The organism is Corynebacterium sp. CCUG 70398, assembly GCF_024454055.1.
In the GTDB taxonomy this organism is placed as follows: Bacteria; Actinomycetota; Actinomycetes; order Mycobacteriales; family Mycobacteriaceae; genus Corynebacterium; species Corynebacterium genitalium.
Genome location: NZ_JAGPYZ010000005.1, coordinates 36379 through 62667, shown reverse-complemented (window position 1 = coordinate 62667; position 26289 = coordinate 36379). Strand labels below are relative to the sequence as shown.

At 63.4% G+C, this 26289-nt stretch carries 26 protein-coding genes; 21 read left to right on the top strand and 5 right to left on the bottom strand.

Features of this window, described 5'->3' with window-relative positions:
* Positions 1-2: 2 nt before the first annotated feature.
* Entirely contained in the window at positions 3-1865 is a 1863-nt protein-coding gene (locus tag KBX07_RS07190; protein ID WP_256023561.1) for an ABC transporter ATP-binding protein, read from the bottom strand.
* 105 nt (positions 1866-1970) lie between these two features.
* Here KBX07_RS07190 and KBX07_RS07185 point away from each other — a divergent pair, with 105 nt between their 5' ends.
* Both KBX07_RS07185 and idi read left to right on the top strand, forming a co-directional pair.
* Entirely contained in the window at positions 1971-2507 is a 537-nt protein-coding gene (locus KBX07_RS07185; RefSeq protein WP_256023559.1) for a hypothetical protein, read from the top strand.
* Positions 2507-3052, top strand: a complete 546-nt coding sequence (gene idi, locus KBX07_RS07180; protein ID WP_256023558.1) for an isopentenyl-diphosphate Delta-isomerase — start codon at positions 2507-2509, stop codon at positions 3050-3052. Before KBX07_RS07185 ends, idi begins: the two co-directional genes overlap by 1 nt.
* 22 nt (positions 3053-3074) lie before the next feature.
* Here the strand turns inward: idi and KBX07_RS07175 are convergent, their stop codons facing one another.
* Positions 3075-4346, bottom strand: coding sequence for a carboxylesterase family protein (locus tag KBX07_RS07175; RefSeq protein ID WP_256023556.1), 1272 nt, complete (start codon positions 4344-4346; stop codon positions 3075-3077).
* 21 nt (positions 4347-4367) lie between these two features.
* On the opposite strand from KBX07_RS07175, the gene KBX07_RS07170 reads away from it, so the two are divergent.
* Both KBX07_RS07170 and KBX07_RS07165 read left to right on the top strand, forming a co-directional pair.
* Complete coding sequence (locus tag KBX07_RS07170; protein WP_005289311.1) at positions 4368-4532, top strand: hypothetical protein; 165 nt, start codon at positions 4368-4370, stop codon at positions 4530-4532.
* Between the two features lie 6 nt (positions 4533-4538).
* Positions 4539-4679, top strand: a complete 141-nt coding sequence (locus KBX07_RS07165; protein ID WP_005289314.1) for a hypothetical protein — start codon at positions 4539-4541, stop codon at positions 4677-4679.
* Between the two features lie 19 nt (positions 4680-4698).
* Here KBX07_RS07165 and malQ read toward each other — a convergent pair whose 3' ends face one another.
* Positions 4699-6846 (bottom strand): 4-alpha-glucanotransferase, encoded by a 2148-nt coding sequence (gene malQ, locus KBX07_RS07160; protein WP_256023554.1) that lies wholly within the window; start codon positions 6844-6846, stop codon positions 4699-4701.
* Between the two features lie 79 nt (positions 6847-6925).
* On the opposite strand from malQ, the gene KBX07_RS07155 reads away from it, so the two are divergent.
* The 14 genes from KBX07_RS07155 to KBX07_RS07090 all read left to right on the top strand — a co-directional run bounded on the left by KBX07_RS07155 (position 6926) and on the right by KBX07_RS07090 (position 22615).
* The gene (locus tag KBX07_RS07155; protein WP_256023553.1) at positions 6926-8779 is read left to right on the top strand and encodes a long-chain fatty acid--CoA ligase; all 1854 of its coding nucleotides are present in this window, start codon (positions 6926-6928) and stop codon (positions 8777-8779) included.
* A gap of 94 nt (positions 8780-8873) precedes the next feature.
* A complete protein-coding gene (locus tag KBX07_RS07150; RefSeq protein WP_256023551.1) occupies positions 8874-10670 on the top strand; it encodes a long-chain fatty acid--CoA ligase in 1797 nt (598 codons plus the stop codon).
* Between the two features lie 98 nt (positions 10671-10768).
* On the top strand, positions 10769-11437 hold the full coding sequence (locus KBX07_RS07145; RefSeq protein WP_005289323.1) for a hypothetical protein: 669 nt from the start codon (positions 10769-10771) through the stop codon (positions 11435-11437).
* Between the two features lie 310 nt (positions 11438-11747).
* On the top strand, positions 11748-12911 hold the full coding sequence (gene hemW / locus KBX07_RS07140; protein WP_256023643.1) for a radical SAM family heme chaperone HemW: 1164 nt from the start codon (positions 11748-11750) through the stop codon (positions 12909-12911).
* A 47-nt stretch (positions 12912-12958) separates the two neighbouring features.
* Complete coding sequence (gene hrcA / locus KBX07_RS07135) at positions 12959-13972, top strand: heat-inducible transcriptional repressor HrcA (RefSeq protein ID WP_005289329.1); 1014 nt, start codon at positions 12959-12961, stop codon at positions 13970-13972.
* Entirely contained in the window at positions 13973-15103 is a 1131-nt protein-coding gene (gene dnaJ, locus KBX07_RS07130) for a molecular chaperone DnaJ (protein ID WP_256019307.1), read from the top strand.
* 3 nt (positions 15104-15106) lie between these two features.
* A complete protein-coding gene (locus KBX07_RS07125; RefSeq protein WP_256023549.1) occupies positions 15107-15814 on the top strand; it encodes a 16S rRNA (uracil(1498)-N(3))-methyltransferase in 708 nt (235 codons plus the stop codon).
* Positions 15815-15824: 10 nt separating this feature from the next.
* Positions 15825-16880 (top strand): PhoH family protein, encoded by a 1056-nt coding sequence (locus tag KBX07_RS07120; protein WP_256023547.1) that lies wholly within the window; start codon positions 15825-15827, stop codon positions 16878-16880.
* Positions 16877-17464 (top strand): rRNA maturation RNase YbeY, encoded by a 588-nt coding sequence (gene ybeY / locus KBX07_RS07115; protein ID WP_256003049.1) that lies wholly within the window; start codon positions 16877-16879, stop codon positions 17462-17464. The genes KBX07_RS07120 and ybeY overlap by 4 nt, the downstream gene beginning before the upstream one ends.
* A gap of 6 nt (positions 17465-17470) precedes the next feature.
* A complete protein-coding gene (locus KBX07_RS07110; protein WP_256023546.1) occupies positions 17471-18961 on the top strand; it encodes a hemolysin family protein in 1491 nt (496 codons plus the stop codon).
* A gap of 55 nt (positions 18962-19016) precedes the next feature.
* Positions 19017-19889, top strand: coding sequence for a pyridoxal kinase PdxY (pdxY, locus tag KBX07_RS07105; protein WP_255995566.1), 873 nt, complete (start codon positions 19017-19019; stop codon positions 19887-19889).
* A gap of 201 nt (positions 19890-20090) precedes the next feature.
* The gene (gene era, locus KBX07_RS07100) at positions 20091-21143 is read left to right on the top strand and encodes a GTPase Era (protein WP_256003040.1); all 1053 of its coding nucleotides are present in this window, start codon (positions 20091-20093) and stop codon (positions 21141-21143) included.
* Positions 21133-21870, top strand: coding sequence for a DNA repair protein RecO (gene recO, locus KBX07_RS07095; RefSeq protein ID WP_005289346.1), 738 nt, complete (start codon positions 21133-21135; stop codon positions 21868-21870). The genes era and recO overlap by 11 nt, the downstream gene beginning before the upstream one ends.
* A gap of 7 nt (positions 21871-21877) precedes the next feature.
* On the top strand, positions 21878-22615 hold the full coding sequence (locus KBX07_RS07090) for an isoprenyl transferase (RefSeq protein ID WP_005289348.1): 738 nt from the start codon (positions 21878-21880) through the stop codon (positions 22613-22615).
* A gap of 37 nt (positions 22616-22652) precedes the next feature.
* Here KBX07_RS07090 and KBX07_RS07085 read toward each other — a convergent pair whose 3' ends face one another.
* Together KBX07_RS07085 and KBX07_RS07080 are read right to left on the bottom strand one after the other, a co-directional pair.
* A complete protein-coding gene (locus KBX07_RS07085; protein ID WP_005289350.1) occupies positions 22653-23075 on the bottom strand; it encodes a Fur family transcriptional regulator in 423 nt (140 codons plus the stop codon).
* 3 nt (positions 23076-23078) lie between these two features.
* Positions 23079-23549: a helix-turn-helix transcriptional regulator gene (locus tag KBX07_RS07080; RefSeq protein ID WP_256003035.1), complete on the bottom strand. Its 471-nt coding sequence runs from the start codon at positions 23547-23549 to the stop codon at positions 23079-23081.
* 220 nt (positions 23550-23769) lie between these two features.
* On the opposite strand from KBX07_RS07080, the gene KBX07_RS07075 reads away from it, so the two are divergent.
* Genes KBX07_RS07075 through KBX07_RS07065 form a run of 3 tightly spaced genes read left to right on the top strand, consistent with a single transcriptional unit; the run spans position 23770 to position 26155 of the window.
* Positions 23770-25152 carry a glycine--tRNA ligase gene (locus tag KBX07_RS07075; RefSeq protein WP_256019298.1) on the top strand — a complete coding sequence of 461 codons (1383 nt, stop codon included), beginning with the start codon at positions 23770-23772 and terminating at the stop codon, positions 25150-25152.
* Positions 25152-25718 (top strand): hypothetical protein, encoded by a 567-nt coding sequence (locus KBX07_RS07070; RefSeq protein ID WP_256023544.1) that lies wholly within the window; start codon positions 25152-25154, stop codon positions 25716-25718. Before KBX07_RS07075 ends, KBX07_RS07070 begins: the two co-directional genes overlap by 1 nt.
* Positions 25715-26155 (top strand): hypothetical protein, encoded by a 441-nt coding sequence (locus KBX07_RS07065; RefSeq protein ID WP_256023542.1) that lies wholly within the window; start codon positions 25715-25717, stop codon positions 26153-26155. The genes KBX07_RS07070 and KBX07_RS07065 overlap by 4 nt, the downstream gene beginning before the upstream one ends.
* The last annotated feature ends 134 nt before the right edge of the window (positions 26156-26289 follow it).

Below are 26289 nucleotides of genomic sequence, written 5' to 3'. Positions count from 1 at the left end.
GGCTAGTCGTCGGCGCCGTCTGTGCCGTCAGTGTCATCTGTGTCGGCGGCATCTTGAAACCCGAACGCCTTGAGCCGCTCCCTGTCAGCGGCCGAGCTGGACGCAGTGAGTGCCAGTAGCTCCGAGTAAATGCCCCCGGAGGCTGCCAGCTCGGCGGGTGAGCCCATCTCGTCGATCCGTCCGTCCTTGAAGGTGATGATGGTGTCGACGTCGGCGATCGTCGATAAGCGGTGGGCGATCATGATGGTGGTGCGATCCTTCATCAACTCGTCCAGGCCGGCTTGAACGGCGCGCTCGGATTTGGTGTCCAACGCCGATGTCGCCTCGTCGAGCACCAGCACTGGCGCGTCCTTGAGCATCGCGCGGGCAACCGCGACGCGCTGCTTCTGGCCGCCGGACAACCGCAGACCGCGCTCGCCGATGACCGTGGCGTAGCCGTCCTTGAAGGACGAGATGAAGCCGTGCGCGTTGGCGCGCTTAGCCACGTCCTCAATCTCGGCATCGCCGGCATCCGGCTTGCCGTACGCGATGTTCTCCCGGATCGTGCCGGAGAACAACGCCGGCTCCTGAAACACCACGCCGGTGGAAGCGCGGACGCGCTCAATATCGGCGGTGTCGATGTCTTTGCCGCAGACTTTCAAGCGGCCCTGCGTAATGGGGTACAGCCCCAGCAAGAGGTTGACCAGCGTGGACTTGCCGCCACCGGACTCTCCGACAAGCGCGATCTTCTCTCCGTGGCGGGCTGTGAAGCTGACGTCCTCGAGCACAGGCTCACCGGGCGTGTAAGCGAAGGAAACGTTGTCGAAGGCGACCATCGGCTCGCCCTCCTGCAGGGCGGGCACCGCTGCGGTGTCCACCTCCGGAACATCAGACGCCTCTGTGGCAGCGACGATCTGGGAGTTGGCGGCTTCCTCGATCGGCTCGTCCATGACCTTGAAGTAGTCGCGCGAGCCGGCGATGGCGCGCTGAGCGGAGTCCACCAGGAAGCTCATCATTTGCACCGGCTGCTGGGCCATCGTGACCATTTGAACCAGCATGACCATGTCGCCGATGGAAAAGCGGCCGTTCAAGGTCTCGCGGAACAGCACAAGATAAATGAAGAAGAAGATGACGTTCATGGCCATGCTGCGCCCAACGTCCATTGAATGCCACCAACGGGACTGCGGCCGGGTCAGGTTGATCGTCTCGCCGTAGCGGGTGCCAAAGGAATCCAGCTCACGGGCTTCCGCGACGAAAGACTTGGTCACCTTCACCTGGCCAACGACCTCCGCGAAGCGGCCGTTGGCCAGGTCGATCTCTTCGTTCTTGGCCTGCTCGAACTTCTGCCAGCGTTTTGAGGTCAACGCCGTAAGCACCAAGTAGATCGGGAAGAGCATGAGCAGCAGCACGGTCAGCGGCCAGTAGTAGAAGGCTGTGATGCACAGAATCGCAATGAGCTGGAGGAACATCGGCAGCAGCGAGTTGGAGAAGCTCTGGATCGTCTGCGTGATGTTCATGATCGAGCGGTCCAGCCGAGCGATGATCGTTCCTGTCACCTGGCCGTCGAAGTAGCTTTGCGGCAACGACAACAGTTTGGCGTAGTAGCGGGTGGACAGCACCTGCCGGATGCGCGCGGAAACAACATCGCCCAAGTAGCCGCCAATGTTGCGGCCTAACGTCCACAACGATTGGGTCAGGAGGAGGGCGGCGGCCAGCCAGGTCAACGTCGATAAGCTTCCACCGTCGACAATGGTGTCCGTCGCTTCGCGAAGAATGAATGGGGTGAGCAAGTTCAGCGCGACCGTCAGTGAGGAAATCACCACGATGCCGAGGTAGTACGGCCACAGGGCGGAGGCGCTCTTCATGACGCGGAAAAGAGGTTGCACGTGTCCACAACATACACCTGGGTGCGCGTGTGTTCGGATCCGTGCCATCGGCGCTGTACAGTGAGGGGACCTGATGGTTTGAAACTTTTCGCAGAAAGGTGCCCCATGGCCCGTACCCCACTACGCATTGCCGCTGTCCTCGCGGCGAGCTCCCTTGCGCTCGTCGCCTGCGTCGACGACGAAGGCATCGTGGACCAGGAAGGCACCCTGACCCCGACGACGGGTGTGGCCACGCCGACCGAAGAGCCGGAGGCGTTTGAAACCAACGACGTATCACCGGAGGAGACTGACGAGACCAGCGGTGAGATCGTGGAAGATCCGGGCATGAGTGTCCATTACAAGTGGCAGGGCACCAAGTCCGCCCCGAACGGTGGCACCGTGGTCACCATCGCTGTGACAAACACTGCCGACGCGATCATGCCGCCCGAAGCACTCGGTGAGCCCCGTCTGACGTACTCCGGCGACAACGCCAGCCGCCTCAGCGCCGAGGAAGCAGGCATTGAGATTGAAGGCCTGGACATGCCGCTGGGCAAGGGCGCCACCGCCAATCTCCAGTTCGCGTTCGACGTGAGCACGGGCAACCTTTACGATGCTGAGTTCCAGATCGGCAACGTCGTCTTCACCGGGAACCTGAACAACTAATGGAACAGATAGTTCTGTGCGACGATGACGGCCGCCCCACCGGCACCGCCGACAAATTCGAGGTCCACACGACGGACACGCCGTTGCACTTGGCGTTTTCCGCTTGGCTTTTCGACGCCTCCGGCCACCTCCTCATCTCCCGCCGCGCGTTAGGGAAGAAAACCTGGCCGGGTGTGTGGACGAACAGCTTTTGCGGTCACCCCGCCCCAGGCGAAGCTACCGAGGATGCCGTTGTCCGCCGCGCCCAGCAAGAGCTCGGCCTGCCGGCGTCCGCTCTGGCCGATCTGCGCTGCGTTCTGCCGGACTTCCGCTACCGGGCTGTCGACTCCTCTGGGATCGTGGAGCACGAGATCTGCCCCGTCTATGTCGTGCGCCTTGCCGGCGGTGCCGAAGCTGCCCCGAATCCCGATGAGGTGGACAGCACTGAGTGGGTCAATCCCGCCGATCTCATCACCGCCGCTGAGGCGATGCCGGCGGTCTTCTCCCCGTGGTTGGTGGAAGAACTGGCCCGCCCCGAACTGCGCTCCGTGCTCGAGGGGCAGTAGTCCGCACACTGGGGTTGGCGGGCTAGACCTCCCGGAACACGCCGCGCAGGTAGCCGAGCGGGTCGGTGACCAGCTCCGCGTTCTCCCCAGAGAGGTCAACCCGCAGGACGGTCCGGTCGGGTTTGTACTCCGGCCAGCCAGGCTCGCCGGTGTGGGCGTAGCGGATGAGCCAGCCATTGAGGCCTTCGCCCGCACGGTACGGCGGGGCGCCGAACAGCGGTGCCAAATCGGCGGAGTGGCGGGCACGGGTGCGGGCGTCGGAGGTCAGCTCGGCCTGCCACACTCGGCCCGGCGCACCCTCGGCAACCTGGTCGACCCAGCGGCGGATCAGGTTGGCGGAAAAGAACTCCCCGTTGATGTGCTTCGGGTTGCGGGCTTTGAGCGCTTTGAAGAAAGGGACGTACTGCTCCCGTTTGAGGCCCATGCCGATGCCGGGCACAGCCATGTTGAGCCGCGCGGTCTTCAAGGTGTCGTGGATGGCACTGGAATTGAACATCTCCTCATCGACGGAGGAGATCACCAAGTCCACCTCGGCCATCTCTGCGGTATCCAGTGGAGCGGGACCAAGCGCCATATCGGTGATATACCGGGTGCGCACTGCGTTGTATCCGCGCCTGAGCTGCTTCGGGCTCGCAGCGTTGAGGGAACCGCGGGTCAGAGGGATCCCCGCACCGGCACGAATGAACTTCTTCCGCTGCTCGAAGGTCAGGCGGGGGAAGGCAGGGGAGAGGGCCACAGCGCGCCGAAACGCGCCGCGGTAATGGTCGCGCCGCATCAGCCACAGCACCACATTCGCGCCGGCGGACTGGCCGGTCAGCGTCACGTTAGTAGGGTCACCACCGAACGCCTCAATGTTCTTCTGCACCCATTCCAGTCCCAGGGACACGTCGTCGACGGCGCGGAAGTGCGCGATCCTGTCGTCGTAGAAGGGGACCAGCCCCTCCAATTTCAGGCGGTATCCGATCCGGACCAGGATCACGCCGTTTGAGGCCAAGGCGCCACCGGGGGTTGCTGCATCCTCATGGTTGCCCATTTCAAAGCGACCACCATGAATGTGGACCACCACGGGCAGGTCATCAGTGTCTGTCGCCCCGAGCGGGGCCGTGATGGTCAGGGCGGTGCGTTCGGGGTGGGGCGTAGATGCGTCGATAAGCTTGCCCGTTGGCGCTGGTTCCGCATCGTCGAAGGGGGCCGGAATGCGCGAGTACTCAATCGAATGGAAGTGGGCGATGCGGCCGTCGGCGCGGCCGATGACCGTCCCGGCGGGGCAGGTCACCTCAACAGGGTTGCTCATGCGGTCTAAGCTTAGTGATCAATGATTGACATCGGGTTCAGCTTGACGCAGTCCAGCCCATGGGTGCAGGTGCCCATGGTGCTGGCGTTCGCGCTGCCCGCGGCCGGCATCGCGGCGGTGGGAATGGTGCGCGCGGTGGACTGGGTGGCAGCAGTTTTGGGCGATAAGGAACCGAAGGTAGATTAAGGCGCTATGGCCAACCCGGAAGACCTGCGCAAAGAGGACATGCGTCTGCCTAAGGAGCGCAGGAAGTACCCCCGCAGCCGCGTCACGCAGGCGCTGTGGATACTCATTGCCCTGGTGCTCGTGGCGGGGATCGTCGGGTTGTTCTAACCCGTTGCTCTAGCCCGGGTTAGCGCCGCGCAGATGCCTCCGCCACCCGGGCGAACAGGTCGATGCTGGTGAGGTCCTCGATCAGCACCGGTTCGCCGTCGGAGTTGGAGAGCGGGACGCACCAGTTCTTGTACTGCTCGGCATTGGTGCCCGGCTGGTTCTGGATCCGCACATCACCCACCATGTCCACGAGGTTGGTGCAGGTCAAAGCCGACCCGGTACCGGCGATGAAGCGCGTCAGGCCGAGCACGAGCTCTTCGGTGTCGCCGCGCTCGTCGCGGCCGAGGTTGTCGAAGTCGTAGTCGGCCAGCGGGGTGCCCGCGAACGCGCCGTGATCTCGGGCGTTTGCCAAGACGTGGCCCTGCCAAGCGACATCCTTCGCGTCGAGCTCTTCAAAGGAGTCCTCAACAATGCCGAGGGCGTCGCGCAGCTCGTTGTGCGCGCCCTTGAGGTAGCCGGCGGTCGGCGGCAGGTCGTGCGTGCCGACGGAGCTCATCGACAGGTTGCGGTACTCCTCCGGGTTCATCGGGCGATCGCCGGCGGGGGAGTGCTCGAACCAGATCACAGACGTGCCCAGCACGCCGCGGTCACGCAGCACGTCCTGCACCCACGGCTCGAAGGTGCCCAGGTCCTCACCGACCACGACGGCCCCGGCGCGCTCCGCCTCGAGGGCGAGAATGCCCAGCATCGCCTCGTGGTCGTAGTTCATGTACACGCCGTCCAGCGGGGACTCCATCCGCGGAATCCAGAACAGGCGGAACAGGCCGAGGATGTGGTCGACGCGGATGCCGCCGGAGTTCTTCAGCACGGTCCGCAGCAGGTCACGCCACGGCTTGTATCCCGCTTCGGCCAGCTTGAAGGGGTGCCACGGCGGCTGGGACCAGTCCTGGCCCTGCTGGGAGTACCCATCCGGCGGGGCACCCACGGATGCGTCCTGGACAAGCACGTCGGCCAACGTGTTGGCGTCTGCTCCGCCAGGGTGAACACCGACAGCCAGGTCTGTCATGATGCCAATGCGCATCCCGGCATCCTTGGCGCGACGCTGCGCCTGCGCCAGCTGAGTGTCGGCGAGGAACTGCAGCCACATGTAGAACTGTGCGAGGTCGTCGTACTCCTCGGTGATGATGACCGCGTGGCGCCGCTCGTCCTCACGGGTCAGCTCGGTGTAGGCGCACCAGCGGGCGAAGTTGACCAGGCCCTCGCCCTGGTTCTCCACATACTCGTCGAAGGCTGATTGGTCAGATTCCTCGAAGATGTAGAACATTTCGTTGAGGATGGCCAGTTTGGTGTCGAAGATCGTGTCGCGGTCAATGAACTCCGGCGAGCGGTTCATCGCGCGCAGCTCAGCTGAGAGCTCGGCGATCTCCTCGCGGGTCTCCTCATCCAGCTGCGCGAACTCAGGCACGTCTTCCGCCGCGATGTAGATCGGGTTGACAAAGCGCCGTGAGGTGGGCAGATACGGCGAATCCTCCACCGGCGGGAACGGTTCTGCGGCGTGCACCGGGTTGATCAGCAGGTAGTCCGCGCCTTGCGCCGCGACGACCTCCGCGAGCTCAGCCAGATCGTGGAAATCGCCGATTCCCCACGAATTCTCCGAGCGCACGGAGTACAGCTGCGCCATCACACCCCACACCGGGTCCTTCAGCAGCTCCAGGTTGGTCGTCAGCACACGTGGAGTCACCACCAGCGTGCAGGTTTCCTCAATCTCGCGCTCATCGCTTTTCGACGACAAATGGATCGTATGCCACCCCATCGGCACATCCCCGCGCGTGTGGAATGTGGCCTCGCCCCAGTTCACACCGTCATGGAACGTCGGAGCTGCCCAGTTCTCGTCCTGGTAGACCTCGGAGGTGGAGCCGTCTTCCAGGGTGATCCACACATCGGCCGGAGCGCCCTCCGGCACGTGCACGTTGAAGTGGGTCTCTTCGCCCTCGCGGGCGATGACAACGGGAGGTAGGGGGCGGGTATCCCAGTGCACACGCCACGCACCGAGGGCTTCGTGGAGTTCCTCGTCTGCAGGATCGTCGGAAAGCGGAACGTCGAGCGCGCGCAGCAATTTCACCATGGATGAATGGGGCGAAGACACAATTTCGTTGTTCATGCCCCGGTAGGTCAGGCCGAAACCATAGGCGGTTGCTAGTTTCTCGAGGAGTTCCGTGTTAGCCACACTGAGCCATTCTGCCAAAGAACGCAATTTTTGGCTGGGAAAGAATTGTCGCAGGTCACAGTGGGAGTATTGTGTGACTATGACTTCTCCCGAGACCAAAATCTACAGCACCCCGGCGGGGTTCGAACTCGCGCCGGACGACAACTGCCTCACCCTGGCCGTCAAGACCATTGAGAAGCGCCCGAGCGCGCCGATCTTCTCCCGCCCCTCCGGGCATGACTGGGAGGAAGTGAGCGGAAAAGAGTTCATCGCTCAGTTCCGCGCAGTGGCGAAGGGCCTGGTGGCGAACGGCGTTGAGCAGGGTGACCGCGTGGTCCTCATGGCAGACTCCAGCTACGAATGGGCGCCGATGGACTTCGCCATCATGGCGGCCGGAGCGGTGAGTGTTCCGGTGTACCCGTCGTCGTCGGCAAGCCAGGTGCAGTGGATTGTCGAGGACTCGGGCGCGAAAATCGTAGTCTGCGACACGGAAGCGAACCGTGCGCTGTACAACAACCTCGTGCTGCGTGAAGACGGTACGGCCCCGCTGGTCGATTCTCCGACGCAGCTGAAGCGCTCGCTTGCCTTCGCTACCGGCGGTGTGGGCCTGCTCGTGGAGGACGGCCGCGGCATCGGCGATGACGTCATCGACGAGCGCATTGCCAACATCTCCCACGACGACCTGATGTCCATCGTGTACACCTCGGGCACCACCGGCCGCCCGAAGGGCTGCCTGCTGACCCACCTGGTGTGGGCATCCCAGGCAATGGCCCTGTTGCACAATCCGATCGGCTCCGGACTGGCCGCGAAGCCGGGCACCCGCTACGTGACCATCCTCCCGCTGGCGCACGTTCTCGCGCGTGCCGTGCACCTTGCCGCCACCATCGGCGGTGCCCACCAGACACACTGGTCTGACACCCGCACCATTCCGATGGCGCTGCAGCGGTTCGAGCCGTACATGATTCTCGCTGTCCCGCGCGTGTACGAAAAAGTCCGCGATGGCGCGTACAACAAGGCGGCGGATTCCTCGCCGATCGCCGCTCGTCTCTTCCTGCAGGCGGAAAAGGCTGCGATCGCATACTCCAAGGCCATGGACACCCCCGAGGGGCCGTCCAAGCTGCAGGAGGCGAAGCACAAGGTCTTTGACAAGCTCGTGTACAAGAAGCTGCGCGACGCTGTCGGCGGCAAGGCCGTGATCACCATTTCCGGCGGCTCCGCGATTTCTGCGCAGCTGCTGCACTTCTTCCGCGGCCTGGGCTTGACCATCTACGAAGGCTACGGCCTGACCGAGACCGCCGCTGCTGCGACGGTGAACAACCCGGAGCACATCCGTATTGGCACTGTGGGCCAGCCCAACAACGGCTACTCCGTCAAGATCAATGAAGACGGTGAGATCTGCTTCAAGGGTGACGGCGTGATCAAGGGCTACTGGAACAACCAGAAAGCCACCGACGAAGCGATTATCGACGGCTGGTTTGTCACCGGTGACCTCGGCGAGATCGACGAAGACGGATACGTGAAGATCACCGGGCGCAAGAAGGACCTGATTGTCACCGCCGGCGGCAAGAACGTCTCCCCGGGACCGATGGAGGACATCCTGCGTTCCCACCCGCTGATCTCCCAGGCGCTCGTCGTCGGCGACGGCAAGCCCTTCGTCGGTGTGCTGGTCACCCTCGACGACCAAGAGGTGGCGCGCTGGAAGAAGGAGCACAGCATCCCCGAGGACATGGAAATCGGCGAGCTGGTGAGGAAGAGTGCCGAGTTGCGCGCTGAAGTCCAGGACGCCGTCAACGAGGTCAACCGCAGTGTTAGCCAGGCAGAGCAAATCAAGAAGTTCCGGATCCTCGACCAGGATCTGACCGAGGAGTCCGGCGAGATGACAGCCACGATGAAGATCAAGCGCAACGTCGTCTTCGAGCGGTACAAGAAGCAGATCGATAGACTTTACCGCTAAAACTTCACACGGGGAACAGATTCCTGTTATTTTGGCCACACAAAACTGTTTGTGTGGCCAAACTTATGGCCTAGGAGTGCCAAAGGAGCTCCCCATGACCTTGAAGACCTTCACTGTTGATGCCCCGTTCACCGTCGCCCCCGACGAAAACTGCTTTTCGGCATTAGTAGCTAATGCTGAGAAGCGGCCGGACATTGTCTTGTTCACCAAGCCCGAAGCCCACGAGTGGGTGGACGTGACCGCCGCCGAGTTCGTCGCGGAGGTCCGTGAAGCGGCCAAGGGTCTCATTGCTCTCGGTGCCCAGAAGGGCGACCGCATCGCGCTGCTCTCCGGCGCGCGCTACGAGTGGCCGGTCGCTGACTTCGCCATCATGGCCGCCGGGCTGACCACCGCAGCGATCTACCCGTCCAGTTCGCTCGAGCAGGTGCAGTGGATCGTCGAAGACTCCGGCGCGGTCATCGCCCTTGGCGAGACCCACGACCACGGTGTGCTCTTCGAGCACGTCACCAACTCTCATCTGCGCGAAATCCTGCTTTTCGACGACGGCGGCATGGACAAGCTCAAAGAAGCCGGCCGCTCCGTTTCTGACGAGGAACTCGACGAGCGCATCGCGGGCATCTCCCACGATGACATCGCCTCCCTCGTCTACACCTCCGGCACCACCGGCCGCGCCAAGGGGTGCATGATCACCCACCTGAACTGGATCTTCCAGGTCCGCGGTCTGTTGGCTCACCCGGCCGGCCAGGTAGCCCACCGCGGCAACAAGGTGGTCACTTACCTTCCGCTCGCGCACGTCATGGCGCGCTCGGTCCACCTCGCCGCCACCCTCGGCGAGACCACCCAGTCCCACTGGCAGGACGTGTCCACCATCGCGGCCGAGTTCCAGCGGGTCAAGCCCGATCTGGTTCTAGGCGTCCCGCGCGTGTATGAGAAGGTGCGCGATGCTGCTCGTCGTAAAGCATCGGATGGCTCCGCGATCGGTGCGAAGATCTTCGCCGAGGCCGAAAAGACCGCCATCGCATACTCCGAATCGCTCGATGCGGGCGGGCCGTCACTGGTGCTCAAGCTCAAGCGCGCCGTCTTTGACAAGCTGGTCTACTCCAAGATCCGCGAAGCGCTCGGTGGCAAGATGGAATACGGCATCTCCGGCGGTTCCGCACTCGGCGTGCCGCTCGGCCACTTCTACCGCGGCGCTGGCCTGCCGGTGTACGAGGGCTACGGCCTGACCGAAACCTCCTCCGCCGCCGCCTTGAGCTTCGGCGACGACCGCAAGATCGGCTCCGTGGGCAAACCGATGATGGGCTACACGGCGAAAATCAGCGACGAGGGCGAGATCTGCTTCGCCGGCCCGGGCGTGTTCACCGGGTACTGGGGCAATGAGGAGGCCACGAAAGAAGCGCTTATCGACGGCTATTTTCACACCGGCGACCTCGGCGAAATCGACGAGAAGGGAAACATTTCGATCACCGGCCGCAAGAAGGATCTGCTGGTCACATCCGGCGGCAAGAACGTCGCCCCGCAGCCGCTCGAGGAGCTGCTGCGCCAGGATCCGCTGATCTCCCAGGCAGTCGTCGTCGGGGACGGAAAGCCCTTCATCGGTGCGCTCATCGCGCTCGACGAGGACGCCCTGACATCCTGGAAGGAAGCCCGCGGCATCGACCCAGACGCCCCCACCTACAAGCTGGCGAAACGCAACGACCTGCGCATGGAAATCCAAGACGCCGTCAACCGCACCAACCACGCTGTTTCGAAGGCTGAGGCGATCAAGAAATTCCGCATCCTCCCGCGCGACCTCACCGAGGCAGACGGCGAACTCACCCCGTCCCTGAAAGTCAAGCGTCCGGCCGTGTTGGAGAGCTTCGCGCACCAGATGCGGAAGCTCTACGGATAACTTCTCGGCGTGCCGTACGGGTACCTGTGAACTTCTGGCATAGAGTCAACCACCGACACTGACGGTGTGTCAGCCAGGGAAGCCAGAAGGAGGCGAGTGTGCACCGGACTGCTGCGACGCTACGCCACCGCGAGCTCACTCAAGAGGTCTACAATATCGGCGATGAAGTGGTCGAATACATCGAGCACATCGCCGAGGCGATCGCCGACTACGACGGCGAACTGACCGACGACTGCCTCGCCGAATTCGCCGAGATCGTCGACGACGCCCGCACCGATGCGCGCCGCGTGGTCGGTGAGCTGATCGGCCTGCGCCAGGCGCTCGTCTCCGGTGTGCGGGCGGGCTCTATCTCCGCCGCACTGCCGTTGGAGGAGCGCATCCCGGAGCCGGAAACTCTCGACGCCTCCGCGCTGTACGAGCTGTTCCCGCTCAGCTCGCCCGCCCCGGTCAAAGACATGTCTGAGGCGTGCACCCAGCGCACCGACCTGATCGTCCAGCACCTGGGTGAAGTCGTCGAGTACACCCTCGAGCAGACGGACATGGTCGCCCAGAACCTCGCGGCGGTGTCCCTGCCGCAGCTTTACTTCCGTGTCGGTGAACTCGTTGAGTCTGCCGTCGACGGCTGGCTCGACTCCGTCGTGGCTGAGCACCCGGGTTTCACCCGTGCCATGCGCGGCTGTAACCCGCCGGCGTTCCTGGAGGAGCGCGCGCGTGTCGACGCCATCGTCGCCAAGGTCGCGGCGAAGCGCTCCCGCCGCGGCGCGTAGGCCCCACAGGGCGCGCGTAGGGCGCGCCGCGGCGCTAGAGCTCAACCCGAACTCAACCTCACCAACCCCACTGGCCACATCGGCCTCATTGGCCCCGCCGGAACCGCCCATGGGCACCGTCCTGGCCCGCCTCCAGATATAGTTTGCATCCTTGTCGGGGAAGCTAAATCTGACCTGCGCTTTTAGAGCTTGAACCGGCAAGGATGCAAACGATATCTTGGCGGGCTTTAGAGTTGACCCCATGGCCAATTCTGATGGTTCTACTTCCAGCCGCGGCAGGGGCGCGAACGGTGTGCGCGTCTTAGAGGTGATGGGCGCGGACGGTGGGCGCGGCGCGGACAGGGACCACTCGAGCGGGTTCGGCGTGTACGTCCACGTCCCGTTCTGTGCGACACGGTGCGGGTACTGCGACTTCAACACCTATACACCGTCGGAAACGGAGACTTCCTACGCGGCCTACCTGGACGCGTTGGAGCGTGAGTTGGAAATGGGCGCGGCCAGTACAGACCTCACCGGTGGGGTCGACACGGTCTTCATCGGCGGCGGCACGCCGTCGCTGCTAGGGGCGGACGGGCTGGGCAGGATCCTGGACACTATCAAAAGAACCTTCGGGTTGAAACCGGATGCGGAGGTGACTACGGAGTCGAATCCGGAGTCGACAAGCCCGGAATATTTCGAGGGTCTCAAAAGGGCGGGGTTCACGCGGGTGTCGTTGGGGATGCAGTCTGCAAGCACGCCGGTGCTGAAGATCCTGGACCGCCAGCACACCCCCGGCCGTGCTGTCGCCGCGGCAAAGGATGCGCAACGGGCCGGGTTTGAACACGTCAATCTCGACCTGATCTACGGCACCCCGACAGAGACGGAAGATGATGTGAAGAAGAGCCTCGACCACGTCCTCGACGCCGGGGTGGATCACGTGTCCGCCTACTCACTCATTGTGGAGGACGGCACCGCGATGGCCCGGAAGATCAACAAGGGCCAGCTGCCGGCCCCGGACGAGGATACCTACGCGGACCGCTACGAACTCATCGCCAGCACGCTGGAAGAAGCTGGGTTCGGCTGGTACGAGGTGTCCAACTGGGCTAAGCCGGGCGGGGAGTGCCAGCACAACTTGATCTATTGGCGCGGCGGGAACTGGTGGGGTGCCGGCCCGGGCGCGCACGGGTATGTCGGCCGGACGCGGTTCATGAACGTCAAGCGGCCGGAAACATACAACCAGAAACTGGCGACGGGTCAGCTGCCCATCGCCAGTGAGGAAACCATCACGGATGCCGAGCACCACTTCGAGCAGATCATGCTCGGCCTCCGCCTCAAAGAGGGCATCCCGCGCAGCTGGATCCAGCCAGGCGCTGAAGCGGTGCTCCGCAAGCACCGTGACGCCGGTCTTCTCACGACAGGTGAGCGCATTGCGGTCACGGATAAGGGCCGTTTGCTTGCCGACGGCATCGTCACCGACATCTTGGCCGCCGAGTAAGTCAGCGCTACACTCGGTTTAGCAGTCAACAAAGGAGAGTGCTAAACATGGCGGGTCCCGCACGCGACCGTAGGCAGGCGGTGCTGCGCGCGATCGTCGCGGACTACATCGCGTCGCAGGAGCCGGTCGGGTCGAAGACCCTGGTGGAGCGGCACAAACTGAACGTCAGTTCCGCCACGATCCGCAACGACATGGCGGTGCTGGAGGCGGAGGGCTTCATCGCCCAGCCGCACGCGAGCTCGGGGCGTGTACCCACGGAGAAGGGCTACCGCGCCTTCGTCGATGCCATTAACGACGTCAAGCCCCTCTCGCTGCCGGAGCGCCGCGCGATCTCCGACTTCCTCGAGTCCTCTGTGGACTTGGAGGACATCATGCGCCGTTCGGCCCACCTGCTCGCGCAGCTGACCCGCCAAGCGGCTGTGGTGCAGCTGCCGACCCTCAGTGTCTCCCGAGTGAAGCACTGCGAGGTCGTGGCACTCACCCCCACGAGGTTGCTGCTCGTGCTCATTACTGACACCGGCCGCGTGGACCAGCGCAACGTCGAGCTCGCCGGTCCGATCAGTGATGAGGAGACCGCGCAGCTGCGGGATCTACTCAACCGCGTCTTGGAGGGCAAGACGATGTCGGATGCGTCGACTGCCCTGGCGACGATTGCCCAAGACGCCCCGGATCATGTGACCAGGGCGATTGCTGTGGTGATTGATACGCTCGTCGAAAAGCCAAGCGACCGTGTGCTTATCGCAGGCGCGGCGAACCTTGTCCCGATGACCACGGATCTGCTTAGCGTGGTCGAGGCACTCGAGGAGCAGGTTGTCGTACTCAAGCTGCTGGCAAACCTGCCTGAGCTGGGCAATGTGTCGGTGGTGATCGGGCAGGAGAATGAGGATGAGGAGCTGAGCAAGGCCAGCATCGTGACCACGGGTTACGGTGCGGCGGGCGAGACGCTGGGTGGTCTGGGGGTCCTCGGCCCGACGTACATGGACTACCCCGGTACGATTCAAAAGGTTGCGGCGGTGGCACAGTACATTAGCCACATTCTCGCCGGAGAGGAAAGGATTTAGATGGCCCGCGATTACTACGGCATCCTCGGGGTTGACCAGAACGCGTCGGATGCGGAGATCAAGAAAGCTTATCGACGTCTCGCACGCAAGTACCACCCCGACGTGAACGACACGGATGAAGCCGCGGAGAAGTTCCGCGAAATCTCCGTGGCGCAGGAGGTGCTGCTGGATCCGCAGAAGCGGGCGATCGTCGACCGTGGCGGGGACCCGATGGAGCAGGGGGCCGCCGCGCCGGGCGGTGGCGGCTTCGGCTTCGGTGACATTTTCGAGGCGTTCTTCGGTGACGCTGGCGCAGGCGGCGGCCGCGGCCCGCGCTCGCGCGTCCAGCCGGGCAACGACGCACTGTTGCGCACCAGCATTTCGCTGGCGGAGGCGTACTCCGGAACCCGCAAGGACGTCACCGTCGACACCGCAGTGGTGTGCGAGCACTGCCGCGGCACTGGATCCGAGTCTGAATCCAAGCCCGTCACCTGTGATAACTGTGGCGGGCAAGGCCAGGTTCAGCAGGTGCAGCAGTCCTTCCTGGGCAACATCATGACAACATCGAGCTGCCCTAAGTGCCAGGGCTTCGGCGAGATCATCACCGACCCGTGCCAGAAGTGCGGCGGTCAGGGGCGCGTGCGTTCCCGCCGCGACATCACGGTGAATATTCCAGCCGGCATTGTCTCCGGAATGCGCATCCGTATGGCGGGCCAGGGTGAGGTCGGCCATGGCGGCGGCGCTGCCGGCGACCTGTACGTGGAGGTCGCCACCGAGGACCACCCGGTGTTCGTCCGCGACGGGGAGAACTTGCACTTGAAGGTCTCCATGCCGATGTATGACGCCGCTTTGGGCACGAGCCTCGAGGTCGAGGATCTCGCTGGGGAGACCACCACGATCGAGATCCCGGCAGGCACGCAGCCGAATGAGCAGATCGTCCTCGAGGGCGAGGGCATGCCGCGTCTGCGCGCCGAGGGCGCCGGCGACTTGATCGCCCACGTCGAGGTCGTCGTGCCGGAGACGCTGACCAAGGATGAGCGCCGCGCGCTCGAGGATCTGCGCGCCGGGTGCAAGGAATCCGCCCACGTCCAAGAGGAAGCTCCCGGTGAGGAGAGCTTCTTCGGCCGGCTCCGGGACCGTTTCCGCCGCTAAGCTATGAGCCTGCCGTATTTTCTCTGCGACGACCCGGCCGCGGGCCGCCTCGACGGCCCAGAAGGACGCCACGCCGTCACGGTCAAACGCATTGAAACCGGCGAGCACATCATGCTTATCGACGGCTCCGGCCGCACCGCCGAAATCTCCGTCACCGAGATCACTGGCAAGGATTCTCTGGTGGGAGAGGTCCTGCGGGTGGACGACGTTCCACAGCCGCGGCCGCAGGTGACGGTGGTGCAGGCCATTCCGAAATCGGAACGCGCCGAACTCGCCGTCGATCTGGCCGTCCAGGGTGGAGCAGACGAGATCATCCCGTGGATCTCCCACCGCACCATCGCACGGTGGCAGGGCCCGAAGGTGGCCAAGAACGTAGAGAAGTGGCAGGCCACTGCCCGGGAGGCGGCCAAGCAGTCCCGCCGTGCCTGGGTGCCGGAGGTCCGTGAGCCGGTGACCACGAACCAGCTCGCGGAACTCGTACGCGGCCACGCCGCCTACGTCCTGCACGAAGATGCCAGCACCAGCATCAAAGACATAGACCTTGACGTCGACCACCTGTATCTCATTGTCGGTCCCGAAGGCGGGATCGGGCAGGAGGAACTTGCGGGGATCCCTGCGGCGTCGATAAGCATGGGGCCGGAAGTACTGCGCACCGCGAGTGCCGCGCTGGCCGCGTTGAGCGCGATCGGTGCGTTGACGCACCGCTGGTAGTGTGAACCGCATGGCAGAACTGGTCACACGCTCGCACGAGCTCGACCCTGAACACGCCCAGGCGATCTTGGGCGTTAATGATGAGAACCTGCGCACCCTCAACGACCTGCTTGGTGCGGACGTTTTCGCGCGCGGCACGAACGTCACGCTGCGCGGGCCGGTCGAGGATGTCGCCTACGCTGCCCGCGTGTTGGATGAGGTGGAGGCGATGGCGCGCCGCGGCATCGTCATCACAGTCGACGCGGTGACGCACGCAGTGGACATCATGGCCTCGGATGCGCCGGAGTCCGTCGCGGACATTCTCGGCCAGGAGATCATTGCCCGGCGCGGCAAGGTGATTCGCCCCAAGACCGCAGGTCAGCGCGAGTACGTCGATGCGATCGACGAGAACACGATCGTGTTCGGTATCGGCCCCGCTGGTTCCGGTAAGACCTACCTGGCGGTGGCGAAGGCAGTGCAGGCGCTGCAATCCAAGCAGGTCAAACGCATCATCCTCACCCGCCCCGCTGTGGAGGCAGGGGAGAAGCTGGGCTTTTTGCCCGGCACCCTGAACGACAAAATCGACCCGTACCTGCGGCCGCTGTACGACGCGTTGCGCGACATGCTCGACCCCGAGATGATCCCGAAACTCATGGAAGCCGGCATCATCGAGGTCGCCCCGCTTGCGTACATGCGCGGACGCACGCTTAACGACGCTTTTGTCATCCTCGACGAGGCGCAAAACACCACCCCTGCTCAGATGAAAATGTTCCTCACCCGCTTGGGCTTCGGGTCCAAAATGGTGGTCACCGGCGACATTTCCCAGGTTGACCTGCCCCGCGGCGTGGTCTCCGGCCTGCGGGTTGTGCGCCAGATCCTACGCGGGATCAAAGAGATCCACTTCCAAGAGTTCGACGCCAACGATGTGGTGCGCCACCAGCTGGTCGGGCGCATCGTCGCCGCCTACGACTCGTACGACGCGCAGCGCGCTGAGCGCTGGGATGCCGAGGCTGCAGCACCCGCTGGGCCGACCGGCAAGCATGCTGCCTCGCAGGCTCGGCAGCAGGATCAGGAGGAGAAAGAGTGAGCATCGAAGTCCTCAACGAATCCGGTGAGACCGACGTCAACGAGGAAATGCTTGTCGACGTCGCATCCTTCGCCCTCACCGCCCTTGATGTCCACCCCGACACCGAGGTGACCATCACCTGCGTCGACTCATCGACCATGGCGGATCTGCACATGCGCTGGATGGATTTGCCCGGCCCCACCGACGTGATGAGCTTCCCGATGGACGAGCTCAGCCCCGGCTCCGGGCGCCCCGACGCAGCCGCGATCGGCCCGGCGATGCTCGGCGACATTATCCTCTGCCCGGACTACGACCGGAAACAAGCCGAGGCTGCGGGCCACCCGCTGGGCCACGAGATGGCGCTGCTCACTGTCCACGGAGTGTTGCACCTGCTCGGATACGACCACGCGACACCCGCCGACGAGCGGGAAATGTTCGGCCTGCAGAACGAGATCCTCGCCGACTGGTACGACGACCTTTCAGCCCGCGGTATCGAGTACCAGCCCAAACCTGACGGCCGGCATGCCTTCCCCTCGGGAGCGGACCGGCAAGAGCTGGACGGGCTTGTCGAGGAACAGGACAACAACCGCGGCGGGGAGCAGTAACCACCTGTGAACCCCTGGATCACTTTCGGCCTGATTTCGATCATCTCGCTGCTGGCAGCGGGCGTGATCAAAATGCTCGAGTCCGCCCTGGTACCCATTTCGCGCGCCCGCGTGGAGACGATGGCCAAGGACGACGTCTCCGGTTCCGCGGCCCTGTTGCGGGTGGTCGACTCGAAGCCGAATCACTTGAGTCTGTTGGCGCTGATCCAGATGGTGCTGGACACAGTCGCCGCCGTGTTCGCTTTGTTGGCGGCCTTTGAGCTCATTCCGTCGCGCGGCTGGGCCATTGCTGCCGCCATCCTCGCGGTGACGTTGCTGCGCTTCGGCATCGTCGGCATGAATGCCCGCCGTGCCGGCAAACTCAATCCGTACGCGATCTCGCTGCGGGCAGCGCAAATCCTCACCGTTGTCTACACAGTGCTCGGCCCGCTGTCGAAGCTGCTCATCTGGGTGAGCAACGTGATCACCCCTGGCGACGAGGACCTAGAGAACCCCTACGCCACCGATGTGGAACTGCGCGAAGCCGTCGACATCGCCCAAGAGCAAGGCGTGGTGGAAACGACCGAGCGGCGCATGATCCAGAACATCTTCGACCTGGCCGACACCCACGCGCGCCAAGTCATGGTGCCGCGCCCGGACATCGTGTGGATCGAGTCGGAGAAGTCCGCCGGCCAGGCTGCGAACCTGCTGATCCGCTCCGGCCACTCACGTGTCCCGGTCATCGGGGAGAGCGTCGACGACATTGTGGGCATCATCTACCTTAAAGACGTCATCGAAAAGACCTACAACCGCACCGACAGCGGCACCGGCGTGCCCGTGACTGATCTGATGCGCGAGCCGATGTTCATGCCGGATTCCAAGCCGCTCGACGATCTGCTTCAAGAGATGCAGCAGGAGCAGACTCACATTGCAGTGCTTGTCGACGAATACGGCGGCATCGCCGGCCTCATCACCATGGAAGACATTCTCGAGGAGATTGTCGGTGAGATCGCTGACGAGTACGACGAGGATGAGGAAGCACCCATCAAGCCGGTCGACTCGGCAGAACTTGTCGACACCACGGAAGTCGAAGGGTCCACCCTGATCACGGACCCGCGGGACACCCTCGCCCAGGCGGCCGCTACGTCGCGGGCTTTCCGCGCCCAAGCACGCCTCCCGCTCGATGACCTTGTGGATTACTTTTCCGACGAGCTCGGCTTCACGCTTGAATTCACCGAGGAAATCACAGACAACGTCGAAACGGTCGCCGGTCTGCTGTCCTATGAGCTCGGCCGTGTCCCCCTGCCAGGTTCTTCTGTTGAGGTTTCTGAGCTGCTCTTCACCGCCGAAGGCGGACGCGACCGTCGCGGCCGCATCAAAGTCCGCACCGTGCTGATCGAGGTCCCTGAACGGCTCATCCCGGAGCGTGAGGACACTGAGTCCGACGAGCGTCAGGACCATCCCGAACTGAGTAACTCAGGCACCTCACGCACCTACCGTCCCGCACCGGGGGAGTAGCGGAGAAGAAGGCCGGATTGTTCGCTTTTGTGTAGCAGCTACCTCGGCGCGCACAATGGAACGCATGAAGAACATTTTGTCGATCCAGTCTGCGGTTTCCTACGGCCACGTTGGCAACTCCGCTGCGGTGTTCCCGCTCCAGCGCATCGGCCATGAGGTCTGGCCGGTCTACACCGTCAACTTCTCCAACCACACCGGTTATGGCGAGTGGAAAGGCCCGATGATTCCCGCGGAGGAGGTCCGCTCCATCGTCGACGGCATCGAAGCCCGTGGTGCCCTTGCCCGTGTCGACGCCGTGCTGTCCGGCTACCAGGGTGGTGACGATATCGCCGACGTGATCGTCGACACCGTCGCTCGCGTCAAAGCGCTGAACCCCAACGCGGTCTACTCCTGCGACCCGGTGATGGGCAACGAGAAGTCCGGTTGTTTCGTCTCCGACAACATCCCGCCACTGCTGCGGGACAAGGTGGTTCCGGTGGCGGACATCATCACCCCGAACCAATTCGAGCTGGGCTACCTGACCGGTAAAGAGGCTTCGGACATCGATTCCACACTCGACGCCGTCGAAGCTGCTCGTGCCATGGGGCCTGATACCGTCCTGGTCACCTCGGTCAACCGGCCCGACCAGCCGGAAGACACCATCGAAATGCTCGTCGTGGACAATCACGGCCGCTGGCTGGTGCAGACTCCGCGCCTGCCGTTCAAGCGCAATGGTTCCGGTGACGTCACCTGCGCGCTGTTCACCGGCCACTACATTGAGGCTGCAGGCGCGCCTGACGCTGCGAAGCAGGCCCTGGCCAAGACGGCTTCTTCCGTTTTCGATCTGCTGGAGAACACCTACAAGGCAGACTCGCCTGAGCTCCTCTTGATCGAGTCCCAGGACGCTTACGCCAACCCGCGTCTACAGTTCGAGGTCACCGAAATCTAGTTCTGGGGGAAGATCTAGATTCTCAGTATCGCCTTCTAGCCATCCCGTCGAAATCCCACCTGCGAAAACGCTGCGGGCGAAGCGCGAAAGGCGATACTGAAAAAGTATTTAGCCCGAGCCCGAAGTCCCGCGCGCCGTCTCGTGGCGGCCAAACCGCGCCCTAACCGGTGAACCCCCTGCCGGCCCGTACGATTGGAAAATATGACCTCCCAGCCCACTGACAACCAGCACGACCCGGCAGACTTCTTCGATCAAGCGATCGCTGGCCCAGAAACAGGTCCGGCAGCACAAGCAGATGTCGACGCGCTGCCGAACGAGTTCACGGACACGCCCGAGGGTTTCCGCTCCGGGTTCGTCAGCTTTGTGGGCCGCCCGAATACGGGCAAGTCGACGCTGACGAATGCGCTGGTGGGGGAGAAGATCGCCATTATGGCGGATCAGCCGGAAACGACGCGTCATCCGATTCGCGGCATCGTGAATAGGCCGGACGCGCAGATCGTGCTGGTAGATACTCCCGGGCTGCACCGCCCGCGCACGCTGCTGGGTGAGCGTCTCAATGACGTGGTCAAGGACACGTTCGCGGACGTAGACGTGGTCGGCCTGACAGTCCCGGCGAACGAGAAAATCGGCCCGGGCGACCGCTGGATCTTGGACGCGGTGAAGGAGACGAAGCCGAACACGCCGATTGTCGGGATCGTGACCAAGCTCGATGCGGCGGGCAAGGATCAGGTCGGCGAGCAGCTGTTGAAACTCCACGACCTGCTCACCGAGGTCACTGGCCGTGACGACGTTGACGTTGTCCCAGTGTCCGCGACGGAACAGATTCAGTTGGATGTGCTGATGGACGTCCTGACGAAGCACCTCCCCGAAGGCCCGCGCTTCTACCCGGAGGGCCACGTCACGGATGAGGACACCGAGACCCGTATCGCAGAGCTCATCAGGGAAGAGGCTCTGAAGGGACTGCGCGACGAACTGCCGCACTCTGTCGCCGTCCAGATCGACGAAATGTACGAGGACCCCGACGACGGCAATACCCCGAAGCGGGCCATGATCTACGCGGTGATGTACCTTGAGCGCCCTGGCCAGAAGACGATCATCGAGGGCCGTGACGGCCGTCGCCTGAGCGGGATCATCCAGCGATCGCGGAAGCAGATCATTGATCTGCTCGGCCGCAATGTCTACCTCGATCTGAGGATCAAGGTGTTGAAGAACTGGCAGTCGGACCCAAAGCATTTGGGGCGCCTTGGCTTCTAAACCCAGTTTCCGCGACCGCGCCTTCGTCGTGCGCACCTACGATTTCGGTGAGGCTGATCGCGTGGTTGTCTTGCTCACCCAGAACCACGGGCTGGTCCGCAGCGTGGCTAAAGGGGTGCGGAAAACAAAGTCCCGTTTCGGTTCGCGCGTGCAACCGTTCGTCGATCTTGATGTGCAGCTGTACCCGGGCCGCAACCTCGCCACGATCACGCAGGCGGACACGGTCGCCTATTACGGCAGCGGCATCATTGAGGATTTCGACCGGTACACAGCAGCCTGCGCCGTGCTGGAGTCGGCGGAACGACTCTCTTATGCGGGCGAGGCAGATCCAGCCTTGTTCGCGGAGGTCAGCACGGCTATTAAGCGGCTCCAGGATGCGCAGCAGGCGACGATGGTGCTCGACGCGTTCATCCTCCGCGCCGCCGCCCACGCTGGCTGGGGTTTGAGTTTGTTCGACTGCGCGAACTGCGGCAAACCCGGCCCCCACCACGCGTTTCACCCGGCACTCGGCGGGGCCACGTGTTTGAACTGCCGGCCTCCCGGTGCGTTCGATGTGGAGGAGGACACGCTCCACATCATGTGGCTACTCACCAACGGCCACGACGCAGCCGCCGCGGACCGCCTCACCGAAACGACGGCAGCGCAAACGCACCGCCTTGCTACCGCTCACCTGCAGTATCACCTGGAGGCGGCAGTGTCTTCGTTGAAGATCATGGAGCAGGCATAATGAATCCGTGACTCAGAACGCCATCCCCGATATCCCGGCAGAACTCTTTCCGCGCCACATTGCGCTCGTCATGGACGGCAACGGCCGGTGGGCGCAGGAGCGCGGCATGCCCCGCACGGAGGGCCACCGCGTCGGTGAGAAGGTTCTCATGGACATGGTCGATGCGTGCATTGAGATGGGCGGGGTGGAGTGGTTGTCGGCGTACACGTTCTCGACGGAGAATTGGCGCCGCTCGCGTGAGGAGGTCCGCTTCCTCATGGGGTTCTCGCGCGAGGTAATGCGCGCCGAGCGCGACCAGCTGCATGCGAAGAACGTGCGCATTGTGTGGGTTGGCCGCCGCCCGCGCCTGTGGCGCTCGGTGATCCGCGAGCTTGAGGCTGCGGAGGAAATGACGAAGAACAACACCGGCCTCACGCTCGCGATGTGCATTAACTACGGCGGTAGAGCAGAGCTTATCGACGCCACTCGCACCATCGCCCAGCTCGCCTCCGAAGGAAAACTCGCACCGGGGGAGATCTCAGAGGAGACGCTGGCGAGGTTCATGTACCGCCCGGACATGCCGGACGTGGACATGTTCCTCCGCCCCTCGGGGGAGCAGCGGACGTCGAACTTCCTGTTGTGGCAGTCGGCGTATGCGGAGATGGTGTACCGGGACATTCTCTTCCCGGATTTCACCAAGGAAGACCTCTACGATGCCGTGCTGGAGTACGCGAAGCGGGACCGCCGTTTCGGCGGCACGAAATAGCGGCACGAAATAGCCGCACGTAGATCTTTGCCGCGAACTAGCGGCAGGCGGGGCAGAGGCCGAAGACCTCGGCGTCGTGGCCGGAGATCTCAAAGTCGTACTGGCGGGCCACGTGCTGGGCCCATTGCTCAACAGGCCCGCCTTCGATTTCTTCGCTGCGCCCGCAGGAAGTGCACACCAAGTGGTGGTGGTGCCGGTCGGTGAGGCAGTGGCGGTAGAGAGTTTCGCCGGAGTTGGAGTTCAGGGCGTCGACGGCACCGATGTCGGCGAGGGTTTGCAGGGTGCGGTAGACCGTCGTTAAGCCGACCTTTTGTCCGCGGTCGCTGAGCTCTCGGTGGATTGCTTGGGCCGACGCGAAGCGGTCGATGTCGCGCAGTACGTCGATGACCGCGCTGCGCTGGCGGGTGTTGCGGGCACCGATCTTCGGCGCCGGTTCGCGGCGGGATGGGCGAGAGTTCATGCTCTATAGGCTCGGCGACGGACCGTCAGGAATCAAGCCCGGGTCCGCGTCAGGGGTGTGGTCGCCGATCGGCCCGAAAGCGCTCGCCGATCCGACGCTGCCAGTGGCATCAACGAAGTCCGGGCCCTTGCGAGCTGCGCGGCGGGCGGCCAGGTCGTCGCGGGAATCCTGCTCGGTCAAGCCGGAAATGGACTCGATGATGCTCATGACGGATGGAATGGCCAGCCGGTAGACCATTTCGCGCCCAGTTCGAGTCGCACTGACCAGGCCAGCATTCTTCAACACCCGCAGGTGCTGGCTCACCAACGGCTGGGACTTCTCCAGTTCGGTGACCAGCTCGTGGACGACATGGGGCTGCTGATTGAGGAGCAGAATAATCTGCAACCGCAACGGCGAATCGAGAGCCCCAATGATCTCGGAGGTGCGGGCCAGCTTGTCCTCCGGCCACTGCGGCAATAGCTGCGGCTCGACCATGTGCACCCCTCCTTTTCGTGCTCGACTTCAAGACATCCTTATGTTTATACATCAACAAACGCCTTATTTTATTCCAGTCTAATAACAAAATGGTCTCATTTTCACTTCTTTAGCCTATCGTCGTGCCCCTACTGCACCGGGCCAGTCCGGTGTTCGGGGCACCGGCTACACTTGGACCAGATATTTCCAAGCACCCTGTAAGAGGAGAGTTGAACTGCCCATGGCAACAACTGCGATCGATACCGTCGTCAATCTGTGCAAGCGCCGCGGGTTGGTGTATCCGGCTGGTGAAATTTACGGCGGTACCCGTTCTGCTTGGGATTACGGTCCGCTCGGCGTGGAGCTGAAGGAGAACCTGAAGCGCCAGTGGTGGAAGACGATGGTGCAATCTCGCGCGGATGTTGTCGGCGTGGATACCTCGATCATCCTGCCGCCGCAGGTGTGGGTCGCCTCCGGCCACGTCGAGGTCTTCACGGACCCGTTGGTGGAGTCGCTGCACACGCACAAGCGTTACCGCGCAGACCACTTGCTGGAGGCCTACGAAGAGAAGCACGGCCACCCGCCGGCTAACGGCCTGGCTGACATCAACGATCCGGAGACGGGCCAGCCCGGCAACTGGACGGAGCCGCGCGCGTTCTCCGGTCTGATGAAGACCTACCTTGGACCCGTCGACGACAAAGAGGGCCTGCACTACATGCGCCCAGAGACAGCTCAGGGCATCTTTGTGAACTTCAAGAACGTCATGACGTCGGCACGCATGAAGCCGCCGTTCGGCATTGCCAACGTGGGTAAGTCCTTCCGCAACGAGATCACCCCGGGCAACTTCATCTTCCGCACCCGCGAGTTCGAGCAGATGGAGATGGAGTTCTTCGTCAAACCGGGCGAAGACGAGCAGTGGCACCAGTACTGGATCGATACCCGCCACCAGTGGTACATCGACCTGGGCATCAACCCGGAGAACCTGCGCCTGTACGAGCACCCGCAGGAGAAGCTGTCCCACTACTCCAAGCGCACGGTCGACTTGGAGTACGCATTCGGTTTCCAGGGCTCTAAGTGGGGCGAGCTTGAAGGTGTGGCCAACCGCACCGACTACGACCTGAAGACGCACGCGGAAGCATCGGGCGAAGACCTGTCCTTCTTCGACCAGGAATCCGGCGAGCGGTGGATCCCGTACTGCATCGAGCCCGCTGCTGGTTTGGGCCGCGCAATGATGGCCTTCCTGATTGATGCCTACCACGAGGATGAGGCACCGAACGCGAAAGGGGGCGTCGATAAGCGTGTCGTTCTGAAGCTCGACCGGCGCTTGTCGCCGATCAAGGTCGCAGTGCTGCCGCTGTCGAAGAAGCCGGAGCTTTCCGGCCCGGCAGAGGAACTCGCGGCGGCGCTGCGCCAGCACTGGAGCATTGATTACGACACCTCCGGTGCGATTGGCCGCCGCTACCGCCGTCAAGATGAGATCGGTACCCCGTTCTGCGTCACGTTCGACTTCGATTCGCTCGAGGACAAGGCCGTGACAGTGCGCGAGCGCGACACGATGGAGCAGGAGCGCGTGCCGCTCGACGAGCTGGAAAGCTACCTCGCCGCCCGCCTGGTGGGGTGCTAATGCACTACGTCAGCTGGGATCGCACGGACAGGGACGCCCCGAAGCTACTCGCAGAGGCAGGCCCGGAGACGCTCGCGGAGTTCAGGCACGACAGCGCCACGCTTTCCGACGGCTCCACCTGGACCCTCATCTCCACCCCCGAAGCAGGAGCTAAGGCGACCGTCGCGGAGACTGGCCAAGAGATCGTGTCGGCCCCGGCGTCGCTCAAGCGCGATAAGCAGATCCCGGTGATGATCGGCGGCGAGCCGTACACGCTCATTGCCGAGTCGTCGAAGAACTGGATCATCGACGACGCAAACGGCAACAAGGTCGCCCAATTCACCTCCGATCACAATGGCGTGCGCCGGTCGGTGTTGGAGTTCGACACCTCGAGCGAACTTGCCCACCCGTCGAGCCCAGCTGACCCGGACAGCCAAACGGCTTTGCCGCTGGACCACATCGTCGGGCTGGCATGGGTGTCGCGCCTGGTGCTTGAGTATCGGAAAATGGTCAACACGACGGCGCTGATCGGGCTCATGGTGTTCTTGAGCGTCTTCGTCGTCGCAGTCTGGCTGCTCATTCCATGATCACTGCAACGTGGCGTGGGGATTCGCTGCTCAGCGAAACCGGTGCGCCCCTGGCCCTCTACGATCCCGGGACTGGCACCTTGTCTGCTGACGACGTCAGCATCGAAGTCAAGCACTCGGCCGGGGCAGTGAGCTGGAAGGTCACCGGTGAGGTGCGCGACACGGGGGAGAAGTTCTCGGTCCGCACGCGGGGTATCGGCGTGGGAACCCTGACCGCGCGCTGCGGTTCACGCACGTACACGCTCGAGCGGGGCGGTGCGTTCTCTAAAACCCGCACGCTTATCGACGTCTCTGGCGCCCCCTGCGCCACCACCTCACCGAAGAATGGCCTCGACCTCGCCGTCACTCAGACCCGTGACATGCCGTTTGCGGATCTGGTGTTTCTCACGTGGGCGTTGACGCTGATAGACACGCCAGCCCGCCGCACGCTGTACTGAGTCAGCGAAAGCTAGCGTTCATCCCGAACTCAGTCACAAGAGCACCACCTGACACACTTGCCCCGGGCTTTTAGCGCTTCACGGGGCGTGCAGCTGGCGTGGCCTAAGTGTCTGGTGAGGTTGAGTTCGGGATG